Annotated in this window: 17 protein-coding genes; 10 read left to right on the forward strand and 7 right to left on the reverse strand. The window is 73.9% G+C overall.

Going from position 1 to position 16,200, the window contains the following annotated elements; all coding sequences use genetic code 11:
* Window positions 1–77: 77 nt before the first annotated feature.
* Window positions 78–914, reverse strand: a complete 837-nt coding sequence (locus tag KZ820_RS12635) for an alpha/beta fold hydrolase (protein ID WP_219748987.1) — start codon at window positions 912–914, stop codon at window positions 78–80.
* Window positions 915–1,137: 223 nt separating this feature from the next.
* Here KZ820_RS12635 and KZ820_RS12640 point away from each other — a divergent pair, with 223 nt between their 5' ends.
* Entirely contained in the window at window positions 1,138–2,208 is a 1,071-nt protein-coding gene (locus KZ820_RS12640) for an aldo/keto reductase (RefSeq protein ID WP_219748988.1), read from the forward strand.
* A 15-nt stretch (window positions 2,209–2,223) separates the two neighbouring features.
* On the opposite strand, the gene KZ820_RS12645 is transcribed toward KZ820_RS12640, so the two are convergent.
* A complete protein-coding gene (locus tag KZ820_RS12645) occupies window positions 2,224–3,114 on the reverse strand; it encodes an AraC family transcriptional regulator (protein WP_219748989.1) in 891 nt (296 codons plus the stop codon).
* Window positions 3,115–3,201: 87 nt separating this feature from the next.
* Window positions 3,202–4,104 (reverse strand): LysR family transcriptional regulator, encoded by a 903-nt coding sequence (locus tag KZ820_RS12650; RefSeq protein ID WP_219748990.1) that lies wholly within the window; start codon window positions 4,102–4,104, stop codon window positions 3,202–3,204.
* Between the two features lie 94 nt (window positions 4,105–4,198).
* Here KZ820_RS12650 and KZ820_RS12655 point away from each other — a divergent pair, with 94 nt between their 5' ends.
* Together KZ820_RS12655 and hemW are read left to right on the forward strand one after the other, a co-directional pair.
* Window positions 4,199–5,062 carry an oxidoreductase gene (locus KZ820_RS12655; protein WP_219748991.1) on the forward strand — a complete coding sequence of 288 codons (864 nt, stop codon included), beginning with the start codon at window positions 4,199–4,201 and terminating at the stop codon, window positions 5,060–5,062.
* A 60-nt stretch (window positions 5,063–5,122) separates the two neighbouring features.
* Window positions 5,123–6,259 carry a radical SAM family heme chaperone HemW gene (gene hemW / locus KZ820_RS12660; protein ID WP_219748992.1) on the forward strand — a complete coding sequence of 379 codons (1,137 nt, stop codon included), beginning with the start codon at window positions 5,123–5,125 and terminating at the stop codon, window positions 6,257–6,259.
* A gap of 139 nt (window positions 6,260–6,398) precedes the next feature.
* On the opposite strand, the gene KZ820_RS12665 is transcribed toward hemW, so the two are convergent.
* On the reverse strand, window positions 6,399–7,934 hold the full coding sequence (locus KZ820_RS12665) for an ABC transporter permease/substrate-binding protein (protein WP_219748993.1): 1,536 nt from the start codon (window positions 7,932–7,934) through the stop codon (window positions 6,399–6,401).
* Window positions 7,931–8,728 carry an ATP-binding cassette domain-containing protein gene (locus KZ820_RS12670; protein WP_258048148.1) on the reverse strand — a complete coding sequence of 266 codons (798 nt, stop codon included), beginning with the start codon at window positions 8,726–8,728 and terminating at the stop codon, window positions 7,931–7,933. The genes KZ820_RS12665 and KZ820_RS12670 overlap by 4 nt, the downstream gene beginning before the upstream one ends.
* 63 nt (window positions 8,729–8,791) lie before the next feature.
* Here KZ820_RS12670 and KZ820_RS12675 point away from each other — a divergent pair, with 63 nt between their 5' ends.
* On the forward strand, window positions 8,792–9,574 hold the full coding sequence (locus KZ820_RS12675; protein WP_219748994.1) for an SDR family oxidoreductase: 783 nt from the start codon (window positions 8,792–8,794) through the stop codon (window positions 9,572–9,574).
* A 145-nt stretch (window positions 9,575–9,719) separates the two neighbouring features.
* Here the strand turns inward: KZ820_RS12675 and KZ820_RS12680 are convergent, their stop codons facing one another.
* Entirely contained in the window at window positions 9,720–10,019 is a 300-nt protein-coding gene (locus tag KZ820_RS12680; RefSeq protein WP_183924206.1) for a 4a-hydroxytetrahydrobiopterin dehydratase, read from the reverse strand.
* A 65-nt stretch (window positions 10,020–10,084) separates the two neighbouring features.
* Between KZ820_RS12680 and KZ820_RS12685 the strand changes: the two genes are divergently transcribed.
* The 6 genes from KZ820_RS12685 to KZ820_RS12710 all read left to right on the forward strand — a co-directional run bounded on the left by KZ820_RS12685 (window position 10,085) and on the right by KZ820_RS12710 (window position 14,722).
* A complete protein-coding gene (locus KZ820_RS12685; protein WP_219748995.1) occupies window positions 10,085–10,495 on the forward strand; it encodes a metallopeptidase family protein in 411 nt (136 codons plus the stop codon).
* Window positions 10,492–11,067 (forward strand): heme ABC exporter ATP-binding protein CcmA, encoded by a 576-nt coding sequence (gene ccmA, locus KZ820_RS12690; protein WP_219749234.1) that lies wholly within the window; start codon window positions 10,492–10,494, stop codon window positions 11,065–11,067. Before KZ820_RS12685 ends, ccmA begins: the two co-directional genes overlap by 4 nt.
* Window positions 11,064–11,699: a heme exporter protein CcmB gene (locus tag KZ820_RS12695; protein ID WP_219748996.1), complete on the forward strand. Its 636-nt coding sequence runs from the start codon at window positions 11,064–11,066 to the stop codon at window positions 11,697–11,699. Before ccmA ends, KZ820_RS12695 begins: the two co-directional genes overlap by 4 nt.
* Before the next feature lie 302 nt (window positions 11,700–12,001).
* Window positions 12,002–12,667 carry a PEPxxWA-CTERM sorting domain-containing protein gene (locus KZ820_RS12700; protein ID WP_308462215.1) on the forward strand — a complete coding sequence of 222 codons (666 nt, stop codon included), beginning with the start codon at window positions 12,002–12,004 and terminating at the stop codon, window positions 12,665–12,667.
* Window positions 12,668–12,677: 10 nt separating this feature from the next.
* On the forward strand, window positions 12,678–14,288 hold the full coding sequence (locus tag KZ820_RS12705) for a hypothetical protein (RefSeq protein WP_219748998.1): 1,611 nt from the start codon (window positions 12,678–12,680) through the stop codon (window positions 14,286–14,288).
* Between the two features lie 2 nt (window positions 14,289–14,290).
* Window positions 14,291–14,722 (forward strand): GtrA family protein, encoded by a 432-nt coding sequence (locus KZ820_RS12710; protein ID WP_183924198.1) that lies wholly within the window; start codon window positions 14,291–14,293, stop codon window positions 14,720–14,722.
* Window positions 14,723–14,738: 16 nt separating this feature from the next.
* On the opposite strand, the gene KZ820_RS12715 is transcribed toward KZ820_RS12710, so the two are convergent.
* Window positions 14,739–16,154, reverse strand: coding sequence for a sigma-54-dependent transcriptional regulator (locus tag KZ820_RS12715; RefSeq protein ID WP_219748999.1), 1,416 nt, complete (start codon window positions 16,152–16,154; stop codon window positions 14,739–14,741).
* Window positions 16,155–16,200 lie beyond the last annotated feature (46 nt).

Consider the following 16,200-nt stretch of genomic DNA (forward strand, 5'->3'; position numbering starts at 1 on the left):
GAGGGCGCCGGCGGTCCGGATGATCCCGCCGGCGCGTCTCGCCGGTACGCCCCTCGAGAGGAGCGTACCGGGAGCGATCATCCCCGCACGAACGCGAGCAGGTCGGCGTTGAGCACCTCGTGGTTCACGGTCAGCATGCCGTGCGAATAGCCGGGATAGATCTTAAGCGTCGCGTCGGGCAGCAAGTCGGCCGAGAGCACACCGGCGTTCTGATAGGGCACGATCTGGTCATCGTCGCCGTGCAGCACCAGCGTCGGCACCGTGATCGCGCGCAGGTCGTCGGTCTGGTCGGTCTCGGAGAAGGCCTTGATACCCTCGTAATGCGCCTGGGCGCTGCCCATCATTCCCTGGCGCCACCAATTGTCGACCACCGCGGGCTTCACCTCGGCGCCGTCGCGGTTGAAGCCGTAGAACGGGCCGGCGGGCAGGTCGCGGTAGAAGGAGGCGCGGTCGGCGGCGAGCGCGGCGCGCAGCCCGTCGAACACGTCGATCGGCAGCCCGCCGGGGTAGCGCTCGGTCTTGACCATGATCGGCGGCACCGCGCTGACCAGCACCGCCTTGGCAACGCGCCCCGCGGGCAGGCCGTGGCGCGCGACATAGGCCGCGACCTCGCCGCCCCCGGTCGAGTGGCCGATGTGGATCGCGTTGCGCAGGTCGAGGTGCTCGGCCACCGCCGCGGCGTCGGCGGCATAGGTGGCCATGTCATGGCCGTGATCGACCTGCGCCGAGCGGCCGTGGCCGCGGCGGTCGTGCGCGATCACGCGATAGCCCTGCGCCAGGAAGAACAGCATCTGATTGTCCCAGTCGTCCGACGACAGCGGCCAGCCGTGGTGGAACATGATCGGCTGCGCGTCCTTGGCGCCCCAGTCCTTGAAGAAGATCTCGGTCCCGTCCTGCGTGGTGATCGTCGGCATGGCTCGCTCCCTGTCTCGTGACTGACGCCGGAAGGCGTCCGGCGATCAGAGAGTTACGCCAGCGAACCGAGTCGGGGGAGCGCGATAAGGTCGCGCTATCCGTTCGAGAAATTCGAACAGCCGCGCCCCGCGGACGATCGGGCAAGCCTCGCGGACGAAGCGGTTACCGTCGCCGTGCCGGCCACGCCATCTCGGGTACGAAACCGAACCGGAGGCACGATCCATGACACCCCCCACCGCGCTCACCGACTATCGCCTGCTCGGCCGCTCCGGCCTGCGCGTCGCGCCGCTCGCGCTCGGCACCATGACCTTCGCCGCCGACTGGGGCTGGGGCGCCGAGGAGGCGGAGGCGCGCCGCATCCTCGACCTCTACCTCGACCGCGGCGGCAATCTGATCGACACCGCGGTGAACTATACCAACGGCGAGTCGGAGCGGCTGCTCGGCCGCTTCCTGCGCGGCCGGCGCGAGCGCGCGGTGCTCGCCACCAAGTTCACCATGGCGCGCGACCCGGCGAACCCGAACTCGGGCGGCAACCACCGGCTCAACCTGGTGCGCTCGGTCGAGGCCAGCCTGCGCCAGCTCGATACCGACCGGATCGACCTGCTCTACCTCCACGCCTGGGACTTTACCACCGGAGCCGACGAGGTGCTGCGCGCGCTCGACGATCTCGTCCGCGCGGGCAAGCTGGTCTATGTCGGCCTGTGCAACACGCCGGCGTGGCGCGTCGCGCAGCTGCAGACGATCGCCGACCTGCGCGGCTGGTCTCCGCTGGTGGCGCTGCAGATCGAGTACAGCCTGGTCGAGCGCACCGTCGAGCACGAGCTGATGCCGATGGCGGAGTCGCTGGGGCTCGGCGTGCTGCCCTGGTCGCCGCTGGGCGGCGGCATCCTCACCGGCAAGTACACGCGCGCCGACCTTTCCGACGAGAATGGCGCCGACGTCGCCGCGACACGCAAGGGCGTGATCGCCTCGACCGGTCACCTCAACGAACGCTCGCTCGCGATCGCCGAGGTGGTCGGCGCGGTGGCGGCGGAGACCGGGGCGTCGCGCTCGCAGGTCGCACTCGCCTGGACGCTGCGCCACCCCGCGGTGACCGCGCCGGTGATGGGCGCGCGCACGCTGGCGCAGGCCGAGGACAATCTCGGCGCGCTGACGGTGGTGCTCGACGACGACCAGCTCGCGCGTCTCGACGCGGCGAGCCGGCCCGCGCCGATCTTTCCCGAACGCTTCATCGGGCGGCCGATGGCGCAGCAGCTGATCTTCGGCACGCACCCGGTGGCGACGCGGCGCTGAGCCGCGCCGGCGCGCTCACCCCGCCGCCGCAGCGCGCAGCCGCCCGGCGTCGGCGGCGGGGGGCGCGCCGAACAGCCGCGCATAGTCGCGGCTGAACTGCGACGGGCTCTCGTAGCCGACGCGATAGCCCGCGCTCGCCGCCTCGATCGCCTCGCTCAGCATCAGCCGCCGCGCCTCCTGCAAGCGCAGCCGGGTGCGGAAGGCGAGCGGGCTCAGCCCGGTCACCGCCTTGAAATGGTGGTGGAAGGCCGAGCGGCTGAGCGTCGCCACCGCGGCCGCCTCGTCGACCGGGCAGCGCTCGCGGTAATGGTCGCGGATCCATCTGACGGCGCGGCCGATCTGGCTCAGCCGCGTGTCGGCGCGCGCGAGCTGGCGCAGCGCCGCCCCCTCGGGCGCGGCGAGCAGGCGATAGTGGATCTCGCGCCGTATCAGCGGCGCCAGCGCGGCCGCGTCGGCGGGCGTGTCGAGCAGCGCGACCAGCCGGGTCGCGGCGTCGAGCAGCGCGGGCGCGGTGGTGCCGAGCGTCAGCCCCGGCGGCGCGGCGGCGTCGCCGCGCGCGGGGGCCGGGTGGTCGAGCGCCAGCTCCGCCAGCTCGCGCGGGTCGAGGTCGAGCTGGAGGCTGAGGTAAGGCGCCTCCCGCGATGCCGCGGTCACCGCGCCGACCACGGGCAGGCCGACCGAAGCGATCAGATGGTGCGCCGGTTCGTAGTCGTAGACCGCGGTGCCGAGCAGCGCGCGCTTGCGCCCCTGCGCGACGAAGCAGACGGTCGGCTCGTACACCACCGGCATCGGCAGCGTCGGTGTCGAGGCGCGGATCAACGTGACGCCGGGGATGGCAGTCGCCACGGTGCCGTCCGCCGGCAGGTGGCGCGCGATCGCGCGCGCGAGCGGCTCGCTCTGGGTCATTCGTGCTCCGTGATAAAACGTGCCGCTGCCCGCAAGCGTCGGCCGCCGCGCCCGCGTCGATCGAGAAGGGATTGCGAAGCATCCACCTCAGCCGAGCGTGCGGACATGGTCGATGAAGGCGCGCAGCGGCGGCGGGACGAGGCGGCGGCTGGAATAATAGAGGAAGGGTCCGGGAAAGCTCGGCCACCACTCGGGCAGCACCGGCTCGAGCAAGCCGGCGGCGAGGGCGGGGGCGAGCCACTCCTCGAAGAGATAGACGATGCCGCCGCCACCGACCGCGGCGTCGACGAGCAGGTCGGCGGCGCCCGCGACCCGCGCGATCAGCCGCGCGCGCGGTTCGATCCGCACCGCCTCGCCGTCGCGCTCGAACTCCCACGGGCTCGCCAGCGCGCCGCTGGAGAAGCGGCCGACCAGGCCGTCATGGTCGAGCAGCGCGCGCGGGTGCGCGGGGCGGCCGCGGCGGTCGAGATAGGCGGGCGCGGCGGCGGCGGCGAAGCGTTGCACGCGCGGCCCGATCGGCACCGCGATCATGTCCTGCTCGAGCCGCTCGTCGTAGCGGATCCCGGCGTCGGCACCCGAGGCGAGGATGTCGACGAACGAGTCCTCGGCGTCGATCTCGACTCGGATGTCGGGGAAGGCGGCGAGGAAGCCGGGAAGGATCGATGGCAGCACTAGCTTGGCCGCGCTCACCGGCACGTTGAGCCGCAGCAGGCCGGTGGGCCGCTCGCGCAGCTCGTCGAGCGAGCCGAGCGCCGCGGCGACCGAGTCGAGCGCGGGGGCGAGCCGCTCGAGCAGTCGCGCCCCCGCCTCGGTCGGCGCGACGCTGCGCGTGGTGCGGTGGAGCAGCCGCAGCCCGAGGCGCGCCTCCAGCCGGCGCAGCGCCTCGCTCAGCGTCGAGGCGCTGCGCCCGGTCGCGCGCGCGGCGTCGCGGAAGCCGCGCGCGCGCGCCACCGCGACGAAGGTCTCGAGGTCGGAGAGATCGGCGTCCATCGTTCGGCTTCCCGCACGGGTCGTCTCGATCTTCCCGGCTAATCGGCACAATCGCAAGCGCTTATCTGCGGGTCGACGAACGAGGAGACGCAGCATGGACTCGACAATGACCTACAGGCTCGGCGACCGCGACGTGCGCCGGCTCGGCTATGGCGCGATGCAGCTCGCCGGCCCCGGCGTGTTCGGCCCGCCGCGCGACCGCGACGCCGCACTGGCGGTGCTGCGCGCCGCGGTCGCGGCCGGGGTCGACCATATCGACACGAGCGACTTCTACGGGCCGCACGTCACCAACCAGCTGATCCGCGAGGCGCTGGCGCCCTATCCCGAGGATCTGACGATCGTCACCAAGGTGGGCGCGGTGCGCGGGCCGGAGGGCTCGTGGGACCCGGCACAGTCCCCCGCCGCGCTTCGCGCCGCGGTCCACGACAACCTGCGCAACCTCGGGCTGGACCAGCTCGCGGTGGTCAACTTCCGCGTCCACGACGGCAGCCACGGTCGCAGCGAGGGCTCGATCGCCGAGGGCTATGGCGCGCTGGCGGCGATGCGCGAGGAAGGGCTGATCCGCCACCTCGGGATCAGCAACGCCACCGCCGCGCAGGTCGACGAGGCGCGCGCGATCGCGCCGCTGGTGTGCGTGCAGAACATGTACAATCTCGCGCACCGCGAGGACGATCCGCTGATCGACCGGCTGGCCGCCGACGGCATTGCCTATGTTCCCTTCTTCCCGCTCGGGGGCTTCAGCCCGCTCCAGTCGGGCGCGCTCGACGCGGTCGCGGCGCGCCTGGGCGCGACGCCGATGCAGGTGGCGCTGGCGTGGCTACTCCACCGCTCGCCCAACATCCTGCTGATCCCGGGCACCTCGTCGGTGGCGCATCTGCGCGAGAACCTCGCCGCGGCGGCGGTCGTGCTCGACGCGGCGGCGCTGGACGCGCTCGACACGATCGGCGCGACGCGGTGAGGGCAGGCCGCGTCGCGCGCCATGGCCAAGCGCGGCGCGGCAGGGCATAGCGCCGGCGCCATGACCGACTCCGCGCTGGCGCTCTACGTCCACTGGCCGTTCTGCGTCTCGAAATGCCCCTATTGCGACTTCAACAGCCACGTCCGCGCCGCGGTGGATCAGGCGGCGTGGCGCGACGCGCTGCTCGCCGACCTTGCGCATGAGGCGGCGGCGCTGCCGGGGCGGCGGCTCGGCTCGATCTTCTTCGGCGGCGGGACGCCCTCGCTGATGCCGCCCGCGACGGTCGCCGCGGTGATCGACGCCGCCACCGCCGCCTGGGCGCCGCTGCCCGACCTAGAGGTGACGCTGGAGGCGAATCCCTCCTCGGTCGAGGCGGCGCGCTTCGCCGATCTCGCCGCCGCCGGCGTGAACCGAGTGTCGCTCGGGCTGCAGGCGCTCGACGACGCCGCGCTGCGCTTCCTCGGCCGGGCGCACGACGTCGCCGAGGCGATGGGCGCGCTCGACGTCGCGCAGCGCCACTTCGTGCGGGTGAGCACCGACCTGATCTACGCGCGCCCCGACCAGTCGCTCGCCGCCTGGGAGCGCGAGCTTCGCCAGGCGCTGGACTTCGGCACTGAGCATCTGTCGCTCTACCAGCTCACGATCGAGCCCGGCACGCGCTTCCACACCGAGGCGGCGGCGGGGCGGCTGACCATCCCCGACGGCGACGCCGCCGCCGACCTGTTCGAGGCGACGCGCGCGATCACCGCCGCCGCCGGGCTGCCCGCCTATGAAGTGTCGAACCACGCCCGGCCCGGCGCGGAGAGTCGCCACAACCTCGCTTACTGGCGATACCGCGACTATGCGGGCGTCGGCCCCGGCGCGCACGGGCGACGCCAGGCGAGCGCGACGCAGCGCCATCGCAAGCCCGAGAACTGGCTCGGCGCGGTCGCTCGCAACGGCCACGGCCTCGTCACCGAGGAGCCGCTCGCCGCCGAGGCGCGCGCCCGCGAGGCGCTGCTGATGGGGCTGCGGCTCGCCGAGGGGGTCGACCTGGCGCGGGTGGCGCGGATGACCGGGCTGGCGATCGAGGCGATCGTCGACGCCGACGCGATCGCCGGGCTCCCGGGGCTGATCGCGCGCGACGACGAGCGGCTGCGCGTGACCGAGGCGGGGATCCTGCTGCTCGACTCGATCCTGCCGCGCGTGGTGCGCTGAGGCAAGGGCGCTCGCTCCCTCCCCTACAGGGGAGGGTTGGGGTGGGGCGGTTCCGCGGGCGGCGCGCCAACGATCGCGAGCGGCGCGCTTGCGGTAAGGCCCCACCCCCAAGCGCTCCCCTGAAGGGGAAGGGGAGCCGCTACTCCGTCAGCCCCACCTTGTCCGCCAGCCACGCCGCCGCTTCTTCGGGCGACTTCTTGTCGGCGTCGCGATCGACCAGGTAATTGGCCGTCCGCATCGCCGCCACCGGGATGCGCCCGACCAGCGGCGCCAGCGCGGCGCGGAAGCGCGCGTCGCCGCGTCGGATCGGCGCCAGCAGCAGCACCGCGTCGTAGGAGGGGATCGCGCCGCGCGGGTCACTCAGCACGGTGAGATGCTCCGCCGCGATCCGCCCGTCCGAGGAGAAGGCGCTGATCACGTCCGCGCGCCCGCTCGCCAGCGCGCGGTACATGAAGGTCGGGCTGTACGGCGTCGCCGCCGCGAAGCGCAGCGGATAGGCGGCGCGGATCGCCGCCCATTCGGGCCGGTCGAGGAACTCGAGGTCGGCGCCGAGCCGCAGCCCCGGCGCCGCCGCGACCAGATCGTCGAGCGAGGCGATGCCGCGCGCGCGCGCGTCGGCGCCGCGCATCGCGAAGGCGTAGGCGTTCTCGAAGCCGAGCGCTCCCAGCAGGGTCACGCCGCGCGACCGCTCGGTCCAGCGCGCCAGCTCGGCCACCAGCCGCGCACGCGGCGGCGTGTCCCGTCGCGTCATCGTGCCGGTCCACAGGGTGCCGGCATAGTCGACGTAGACGTCGACCGCGCCGCTCGCCACAGCGCCGAACGCCACCGCCGAGCCGAGCCCGTCGCGGTAGGTCACGCTGTACCCGGCGCGCTCCAGTCGCGCGCCGATCAGCCGCGCGAGGATATATTGCTCGGAGAAGTTCTTGGCGCCGACCACCACCGCGCGCTCGCCGCCGCCGCCGCGCCACAGGGGTGCGCTCGCCGCCGCGCCGGCGGCGACCAGCAGCGCCAGCGCCGCCGCCATCCGCCGCCACTGCCGCTGCCCCGCCGCGCGCTCGGCGAAGCCGAGCAGCGAATCGACCGCCAGCGCCAGCGCCGCCGCGCCGACGCAGCCCGCCACCACCAGCGTCCAGGCCTGGGTCTGCAACCCCGCGAAGATCAGGTCACCCAGGCTCGGCTGGCCCACCGTGGTGGAGAGCGTCGCTGCGCCGATCGTCCACACCGCGGCGGTGCGCACCCCCGCCATGGCGACCGGCAGCACCAGCGGCGCCTCGACCCAGCGCAGCTTCTGCGCCGCGGTCATGCCGATCCCGTCCGCGGCGGTGAGCAAGGCGCGGTCGATCCCGGCGAGCCCGGTGACGAGGTTCCGCACGATCGGCAGCAAAGCGTACAGCGTCAGCGCGAGCAGCGCGGGCAGAAAACCCAGCGCCGGGATGCCGCCGCCCACCAGCGCGGAGAGCCACAGCAGCGCGGGATAGAAGAGCGCGAGCAGCGCGAGGCTGGGGATCGTCTGCACCAGGCTGGCGAAGCCGAGCACCGCCGCGCCGAGGCGGCGCCGCCGCGCCGCGAGCAGCCCGAGTGGCAGCGCCAGCGCGAGCGCGAGCAGCAGCGCGGCGAGCGCGAGCAGCAGGTGCTGCGCCGCCAGCGCGGGGACGCGCGCGAGCGCCTCGCTCATGCCCCGCCTCTCCGCGCGAGGGTCGCGAGCCGTTCGGCCTGCGCGCGTGGCACCGCCACCAGCGCCGCGGCGCGCTCGCCGCCCGCGCCGGCGAGCAGCGCCGCGGGGGTCTCGTCGGCGACGACGCGACCGCGCTCCATCACCAGCACGCGGTCGGCGGCGAGCAACGCCTCGGCCATGTCGTGGGTGACCATCACCGTCGTCAGCGCGAGCGTGCGGTGCAGCCGCGCGACCGACTCCATCAGCGCCTCGCGCGTGACCGGATCGAGTGCGCCGAACGGCTCGTCCATCAGCAGCAGCCGCGGCCCGGTGACGAGCGCGCGCGCCACCCCGACGCGCTGGCGCTGCCCGCCCGAGAGTTCGGCGGGCAGCCGTGTCGCGAGCGCGGCGGGCAGGTCGACGAGGTCGAGCATCGCCGCGACGCGATCGTCGTCGCGCCGGCCGGCGACGCGCAGCGGCAGCCCGACATTCTCCGCCACGCTGAGGTGCGGGAACAGCCCGACCTCCTGGAAGACATAGCCGATCCGCCGCCGCAGCGCGGGCGGCGGCCCGTCCGCGACGTCGACGCCGTCGAGCGTGACCCGGCCCGCGCTCGGCACCACCAGCCGGTTGATCGTCTTGAGCAGCGTCGACTTGCCCGAGCCCGACGCGCCGACCAGCGCCACCAGGCTGCCCGGCGCGACCGTCAGCGAGACGTCGTCCACCGCCGCGGTGCCATCGGCATAGACCTTCGCGACGCGTTCGAACGCGATCGCCGGGCCGCTCGCCGGCATAGGCAGCGATTGTGCTGGCATCGCGCGCGACGATGCGGGAAGCCTGCGTCACTAACAAGCGTCAACACGCGGGAGAGGGTGAGAATGAAGGCGATACTCGTCACCGGCGGCGGCTCGGGCATCGGTCGCGCGGTGGCGCAGCGCTTCGCCGCCGAGGGCTGGCGCGTCGGGCTCGCCGACATCGACCAGCGCGGGCTCGCCGCGACCGCCGCGCTGCTGCCGCGCGATCGCACCAGCACGCACCAGATGGACGTGCGCGACCCGGCCGAGTGGGAGCATGTGCTCGCCGACTTCGCGGCGATCAGCGACGGGCGGCTCGACGTGCTGTTCAACAACGCCGGCGTGGCGGCGGGCGGCGCATTCGGCGAGATCGGGATCGAGGCGCTCGACCGCGTGATCGACGTCAACTTCCGCGGTGTCGCCTATGGCGCGCGGCTGGCCTACCCGTACCTGCGCGCGACGCCGGGATCGTGCCTGCTCAACACCGCCTCGGCCTCGGCGATCTACGGCTCGTCGGGGCTCGCGGCCTATTCGGCCACGAAGTTCGCGGTGCGCGGGCTTACCGAGGCGCTCGACGGCGAGTGGGCGCGCGAGGGCATCCGCGTGCGCTCGCTGATGCCGGGCTTCATCGACACCGCGCTGCTGTCCGCACCCGTCGCGGGCTCGAACCGCACCGCGCGCGAGGCGGTGGTGGCGGCGGGACTCGAGTTCACCCCCGTCGAGGCGGTCGCGGACCAAGCTTGGGCGGCGGTACAGGGAGACCGGCTCCACACGCTGGTCGGCCCGACCGCGCGGCGGCTCGCCTTCGCGGCGCGCTGGCTGCCGGGGCGGCTGCGGCGATCGATGCGGCGGCGGGTGATGCGGTAAGATCCTCCCCGACACGGGGAGGGGGACCGCCGCGCGAAGCGCGGTGGTGGAGGGGGCTTGCCGCGAACGCACCGGCTCGCCCGCTGAGAGCCCCCTCCGTCAGCGCTGACGCGCTGCCACCTCCCCGCGAGCAGGGAGAATTAAGCTACCCCCCTAAGATCGCGTCGATCGCGGTCGCCAGCTCGATGTCGCGCTCGGACAGGCCGCCCGCGTCGTGCGTCGTCAGCAGTATCTCCACCCGGTTCCACACGTTGCTCCACTCGGGATGGTGGTCGGCGCGCTCCGCCAGCAGCGCCACCTGGGTCATGAAGCCGAACGCCTCGGCGAAGTCGGTGAAGACGATCGTGCGCGTGATCGCGTCGCGCGCGTCGTCATAGTCCCACTCGGGCAGGCCATCGAGCGCGTCGGCGCGCTCGGCCTCGCTGAGTTGTTCGATCGCCGCCATGTCGCGCTCCTCTCGCCGCCCACGCCGCTTGCCGCGGCCCGAGCGCGAGCGGTATGGCGCGCGGAATGAACGAGCAAGAGCCGATGGGCGCGGCGCCCTCCGCCGACGCGATCGAGGCGCACGCGCGCGCGGTGATCGCGCGCCTGCCCGATGCGTTCCGCCGCCATCTCGGCGACGTGGTGCTGCTGGTCGAGGAGGAGGCCGACGCCGAGACGCTCGCAGCGCTGGAGATCGACCACCCGCTCGACCTCACCGGCGTCTACCACGGCCGCCCGATCGGCGAGAAGAGCGCCTTCGACAGCGCCGCGCTGCCCGACCGCATCCACCTCTACCGCCAAGCGCTCCTGGCCGAATGGTGCGAGTCCGGGGTGCGGCTCGACGAGCTCGTCGCGCATGTCACCATCCACGAGATCGGCCATCATTTCGGCCTCAGCGACGACGACATGCACGCGCTGGAAGAGGCGGTGGCGGATTGACGCTGCTGGCGGCGCGCGGGCTGGCGGTGGCACGCGGCGGACGGCTGCTCGCCGAAGGGATCGAGCTGACGCTGGAGCGCGGTGGCGCGGCGCTGGTCACCGGCCCGAACGGCGCGGGCAAGTCGTCGCTGCTGCGCGTGTTCGCGGGGCTGCTCGCGCCCGCCGCGGGGACGGTGGCGCGCGGCGGGCGCGTGGCGTGGATGGGCGAGGCCGTCGCGCTCGATCCGGAGCGCGCGCTCGCCGAGGCGCTGCGCTTCTGGGCGGCGCAGGACGACGTGCCCGCGGCGGAGACGCGGGTCGCGGCCGCGCTGTCGGCGGTGGCGCTCGACGACCTCGCCGACGTCCCGGTGCGGCTGCTCTCCACCGGCCAGCGCCGCCGCGCCGCGCTGGCGCGCGTGGTCGCCTCGGGCGCCGAGCTGTGGCTGCTCGACGAGCCGGCGAGCGGGCTCGATGCGGCCGCGGTCGCACGGCTCGCGCTGCTGCTCGAGGGGCACCGCGGCGCGGGCGGCGCGGCGGTGGTGACGACGCACCAGCCGCTCGCGCTGCCGGGCGCGATCGAGGTGGTGCTGTGACCGCGCTGATCTGGCGCGACGTGCGCCGCTACTACGCGAGCGGCGGCGCGACCTTGCTGGTGAGCTTCTTCCTGCTGGTCGCGACCTTGTTCCCCTTCGCGATCGGCCCCGACGCGACCTTGCTGGCGCGGGTCGGCGGCGGGGTGATCTGGGCGGCGGCGCTGCTCGCCGCGCTGCTGCCGGTCGAGCGGCTGGTCGCGCCCGACCTCGATGCCGGGGTGATCGACCAGCTCGTCGTCCGCGGCCGGACGCCGGCGACGATCGCCCTGGCCAAGGTGGCGGCGCACTGGCTCGCGTTCGCGCCGCCGCTTCTGCTCGCGACCTTGGTGGCGGCGGCGCTGCTCGATCTCTCGGCCGAGCAGCTGCTGCTGGTACTGGCCGGGCTGGCGCTCGGGACACCGGGGCTCGCCGCGCTGGCGGTGGCGACCGCGGCCCTCACCGCGGGGGTGCGCGGGGCGGGCGCGGTGGCGGGGCTGGTGATGCTGCCGCTCGCGGTGCCGCTGCTGATCTTCGGCGCGGGGACGCTCACCGGCGGGGCCGGCGGGCTCCAGCTGCTCGCCGCGACCAGCCTGGTGCTGCTCGTCGGCGCGCCGCTCGCCGCGGGCGCGGCGATCCGCGCGGCGCTGGAGTGATGGTGGCGCTGGTGTAGCCCATGCGGCGACGCGCTGTCGGTCGTGCTCACGCGAGGGCGTTGTCAGGGGCGCCGCGTCGTCGCGGACCATCGTTCCGTTCCGCTTCCCCCCTGGGGTCCGGCGTTCGCGGGCAAACAGTGCGCTTTTGACATGGATCAAAGGAGCGCCCCCGGACGCCGATCGGGCGAGCGCCGCGGCTCCCGGTATTACACCCGATGCGCCCGCCGCGGCGTGGCGCCCCCCGCTACACTCGCCTTGGGGAAAAGCACGACTCGTGTGACATCAAAATGGGGGCAGTAACGGTGCGTAAGCTCGCGGCATCCTTTCTTCTCGGCATCGCCGCGCTCGCGGGCACGCCCGCCGCGGCGGCGACGCTCGTCGGCAGCGTGCCCGGCGCCCCCGACCCGGGTGCCAGCGGCGCGCTGACGCTCGACTTCGAGGGCGCGCTGCCCGCCGGGATCGTCTTCGCCGCGGGGAGCACCTATCAGATCCTCCAGGGCTTCCAGCCCAAGCAGGGCTATGCGCCCGCGGGCGACCTGACGCGCTACCTCTCGGTGCCGGGCGGCGGCGTCGCGGGATCGGCGACACTCGACTTCACCGATTATGTCGGCGCGGCGCTGGGCGACTTCAGCTTCTACTGGGGCTCCATCGACCGCGCCAACGAACTGATCGTCGAGACCAGCGCGGGCGTGCTCAGCGTGCTCGGCAGCGACCTGATCACGCGCGGCTATGGCAGCGAGACCTCGGCGACGGGCAACCGCCGCGTCGCCGTGGCGCTGGCCGCGGGCGAGACGCTGCGCCGCCTGACCTTCAGCTCGCCGACCTCGTTCGAGCTCGACGACATCGTCTTCCAGCAGGCTGCCGGCGGCGCGGTGCCGGAGCCGGCGACGTGGATGACGATGATCGCCGGACTCGGCCTCGTCGGCGCGATGCTGCGGCGGCGCGCGCGCCGCGGCGCGGCGGCCTGAGTCGCGCGCGATGGGCGCGCTGCCGCTCGTCGCGATCGACCCCGCGACCATGCGGCGCACCGCTGCGGCGCGGGGCGGGGCAGCGCTAGGCAGACGCGTCGCGGTAGCGGTGGGCGCGGGGACGCTGCTGCTCGGGCTGTTCGGGCGGATCATGGCCTATCCGCTCGGCCACGACGAGGAGGGCCACGTCGCCGCGGCGCGGCTGGTGTTCCGCGAGCCATTGTACCAGACGCTCGGTTACAACCACTTCCCCGGCCTGCCGCTGCTGCTAGGCGGCCTCTATGAACTTACCGGTACAGTCCATCTGCTACTGATCGGGCGGCTGCTGGTGGCGGCCTGCTGGATCGCGACCGCGGCGCTGCTGTGGATCATCGCGCGCGCGAACGTGGCGGCACCGAGAGAGCGCCTCCCCGCCGCGCTGTTCGCCGGGCTGGCGCTGGCGAGCGGCGGGCTGCTCGACCCGGCGGGCATGCTCGTCACCAACAACTTCCTGCCGGTGCCGTTCGCGCTGCTCGGGCTGCACCTGCTGATCCTGGGGCTGCGACGCGAGCGGCCGGCGCCGGCGATCATCGCGGCGGCGGGGTGCAGCGTCGCGCTGGCGGTGATGATGAAGGTGGCGTTCGTCTTCGTCCTGCCCTGCGTCGGGGTCGCCGCGCTGCTGGTGCGGCGCGAGACGCTGTCGCTCGCCGAGCGACTCCGCACCGTGGTGATCCCGCTGGTGCTCGGCGGGCTGGTCGGCGGCACGCCGCTACTGGTCTATCTCGCGCGCGAGCCCGAGGGGCTGCTGGCGCACACGATCCGCTATTTCACCGGGCCGCACCGTGCCTATTGGCAGCAGTCGACCGAGCCCAAGGTGATGACCCTGCCGGGCAAGATCATGGTCGCCGACCAGGTGTGGCTCGGCGCCGGCGGCGCGCTCGCGCTGCTGCTGATCGCGCTGTTCGTCGCGGCGGCGTGGCCCAAGCAGCGCGAGCGCGGCGTGCCGGCCTGGCCGCTCGTGCTGTGCGGCGCGCTGGCGCTGTCGGGCGCGGCGCTGTCGTTCCTGCCGACGCCGGCCTTCCCGCAATATTACCTGCCGCCGCTGCCCTTCGTCGCGGCGGCGGTGATCCTCGCCTACGCCGCCGTGCCCGCCGCGGTGCGCACCGCCGCGACCGCGGCGTTGTGGGCCGGGGCGGCGATCTGCCTCGTGCTGCTCGCGCCGCGGCTACTCGCGGGCGTGCCCGACTCGCTGCGGCCGGCGAGCTGGGCCGGGGTGCAGGTCCATGCCGACGGCGAGCGGCTGCGTGCGCTGACCGGCGGCAGCGCCGCGCCGGTCGCGACGCTGGCGCCGATCCTGCCGCTCGAGGGCGGGCTGGCGATCTACCCCGAGTTCGCCAATGGTCCGTTCGTCTACCGGCTCGCGCCCTATCTCGCGCCGGCGGACCGCCGCTGGTTCACCACCGCCGCGCCCGCGACACTGGACGCGTTCCTCGCCGCGCGGCCGCCGAGTGCGATCGTCACCGGCTGGGAGACGCCGTTCGACCCGGCGTTCGAGCGCTACGCGCTGGCGCACGGCTATCGCGCTGAGGCGCTGGCGACCGCCCGCGCCCACGCGTTCATCGCACCGGCAGAGGAGAAGTGACGATGCGCGCTGTCCTGACGTCGCTCGCGGGAAGCGGCGCGCGATTCGCCAGCGTCGGCGCGATCGCGACGCTGCTCGACGCCTGCCTGTTCCTGCTGCTCGCCGAGCTCGGCACCGACCCGGGGCTCAGCAACGTCGTGTCCTACGCGGTCGCCTCGGTGGTGAACTTCTGGCTCAATCGCGAGTGGACCTTCGCCGCACGCGAGGGCGCGGTGCTGGCGCAGGCGCTGCGCTTCGCGATCATGGTGCTAATCGGGCTGACGCTGAGCACCGCGATCGTCGCCGAGGCGTCGCTGCTGATCGCGCCCGCCTTCGCCAAATTGCTCGCGATCGCGGTGGTGCTGCCGGTCAACTACACCGTGGCGCGGCTGCTGGTGTTCCACCGCCCCGCGCGCACCGCCCTGGCCGAGGCCCGCGCGACGCGGCGGCGGTGACGCGGCCGTGCGCGACTCACGCCGCGCTGTCGATGCCGAGCTCGCCGAGCTTGCGGTAGAGCGTCGAGCGCCCGATGCCGAGCCGTCGCGCCACCTCGGTCATGCGGCCGCGATAGTGCGTGATCGCCAGCCGGATCAGATCGGCCTCGATCTCCTCGATCGTGCGCAGGTGCCCGTCGGAGCGGAACAGGGGCACGCCCGCCGCCTCGCCGCCGCGGCTCGCCGCGCGCGGGCCGCGCTGGCCCAGCGCCGCGATCTGCGGGAAATCGGCGCGGGTCAGCGTGTCGCCGTCGCACTGCACCGCGGCGCGGAACAGCGCGTCCTGCAGCTGGCGCACGTTGTGCGGCCAGTCGTAGGTCATCAGCAGCATCACCGCGTCGTCGCTGATCGCGAGTTCGCGCAGCCCCGGCTGGGTGGCGATGCGCTCGAGCAGGTGGCGCGTCAGCGCGGGTATGTCGCCGGCGCGCTCGCGCAGCGGCGGGATCACCACCGACACCGCGTTGAGGCGGTAGTAGAGATCCTCGCGGAAGCGCCCCGCGGCGACCTCGTCGAGCAGGCGCTTGTTGGTGGCGGCGATCACGCGCACGTCGACCGCGCGCGCGTGGCGCCCGCCGAGCGGCAGCACCTCGCCCGACTGGAGCGCGGCGAGCAGCCGGCGCTGCGCGTCGAGCGGCAGATGGTCGACCTCGTCGAGGAAGAGCGTGCCGCCGTCGGCCTCGACCATGCGGCCGGTCTTGCGCTGGAACGCGCCGGGGAAGGCGCCCTCCTCGTGGCCGAACAGCGCGCTCTCGATCTGGTTGGCGGGGATCGCGCCGCAGTTGAGCGTGACTCGCGGCGCCTCGGCGCGCGGGCTGGCGGCGTGGATCGCCTCGGCGACCACTTCCTTGCCGACGCCGCTCTCGCCCTCGATCAGCACGGGTACGCGCGCGCGCGCTGCCTTGGCGGCGATGGTCAGCGCGGCGCGGAACTCGGGCGCGGTGCCGACGATCTCGTCGAAGCCCAGCATCGCCGGGATCTTCTCGGTGAGCGGGCGCAGCTCGCCCGCGGCGGTGGCGGCGACGGCGCGGTCGAGCGCCTGGAGCAGCCGCTCGGGCGCGAGCGGCTTGGCGAGATAGTCGGTCGCGCCGGCGCGCATCGCGTCCACCGCCTGCGCCACCGAGGCCTGGGCGGTGAGCATCAGGATCGGCAGCTGCGCGCGATAGCCACGCAGCTCGCCGATCAGCTCGGCCGGGTCCCAGCCCGCGCTGCCCGGATCGAGCAGGATGGCGTCGAGCTGCATGCCGTCGGGCGTGGCGAGAGTCGCCACCGCCGCGGCGGGATCGTCCGCGAACACGATTCGCCACCCGCCGCGCGCGGCGAGCGTCGCGATCACGCGACGCTGTGCCGCGTCCTCGTCGATCAGCATCAGCAGACGTTGTCCGTTACGCGTCATGTCTGGCCTATCGTCCCGTGGCTCCCTGCCTATCGCCTAACCGCTG

It is taken from the genome of Sphingomonas citri, from assembly GCF_019429485.1.
Lineage (GTDB): Bacteria > Pseudomonadota > Alphaproteobacteria > Sphingomonadales > Sphingomonadaceae > Sphingomonas > Sphingomonas citri.

Excerpts from the sequence above, each read along its gene's own strand:
- KZ820_RS12635 (WP_219748987.1), bottom strand. The coding sequence starts at position 914 with ATGCCGACGATCACCACGCAGGACGGGACCGAGATCTTCTTCAAGGAC.
- KZ820_RS12640 (WP_219748988.1), top strand. The coding sequence starts at position 1,138 with ATGACACCCCCCACCGCGCTCACCGACTATCGCCTGCTCGGCCGCTCC.
- KZ820_RS12645 (WP_219748989.1), bottom strand. The coding sequence starts at position 3,114 with ATGACCCAGAGCGAGCCGCTCGCGCGCGCGATCGCGCGCCACCTGCCG.
- KZ820_RS12650 (WP_219748990.1), bottom strand. The coding sequence starts at position 4,104 with ATGGACGCCGATCTCTCCGACCTCGAGACCTTCGTCGCGGTGGCGCGC.
- KZ820_RS12655 (WP_219748991.1), top strand. The coding sequence starts at position 4,199 with ATGGACTCGACAATGACCTACAGGCTCGGCGACCGCGACGTGCGCCGG.
- hemW (WP_219748992.1), top strand. The coding sequence starts at position 5,123 with ATGACCGACTCCGCGCTGGCGCTCTACGTCCACTGGCCGTTCTGCGTC.
- KZ820_RS12665 (WP_219748993.1), bottom strand. The coding sequence starts at position 7,934 with ATGAGCGAGGCGCTCGCGCGCGTCCCCGCGCTGGCGGCGCAGCACCTG.
- KZ820_RS12670 (WP_258048148.1), bottom strand. The coding sequence starts at position 8,728 with ATGCCAGCACAATCGCTGCCTATGCCGGCGAGCGGCCCGGCGATCGCG.
- KZ820_RS12675 (WP_219748994.1), top strand. The coding sequence starts at position 8,792 with ATGAAGGCGATACTCGTCACCGGCGGCGGCTCGGGCATCGGTCGCGCG.
- KZ820_RS12680 (WP_183924206.1), bottom strand. The coding sequence starts at position 10,019 with ATGGCGGCGATCGAACAACTCAGCGAGGCCGAGCGCGCCGACGCGCTC.
- KZ820_RS12685 (WP_219748995.1), top strand. The coding sequence starts at position 10,085 with ATGAACGAGCAAGAGCCGATGGGCGCGGCGCCCTCCGCCGACGCGATC.
- KZ820_RS12705 (WP_219748998.1), top strand. The coding sequence starts at position 12,678 with ATGGGCGCGCTGCCGCTCGTCGCGATCGACCCCGCGACCATGCGGCGC.
- KZ820_RS12710 (WP_183924198.1), top strand. The coding sequence starts at position 14,291 with ATGCGCGCTGTCCTGACGTCGCTCGCGGGAAGCGGCGCGCGATTCGCC.
- KZ820_RS12715 (WP_219748999.1), bottom strand. The coding sequence starts at position 16,154 with ATGACGCGTAACGGACAACGTCTGCTGATGCTGATCGACGAGGACGCG.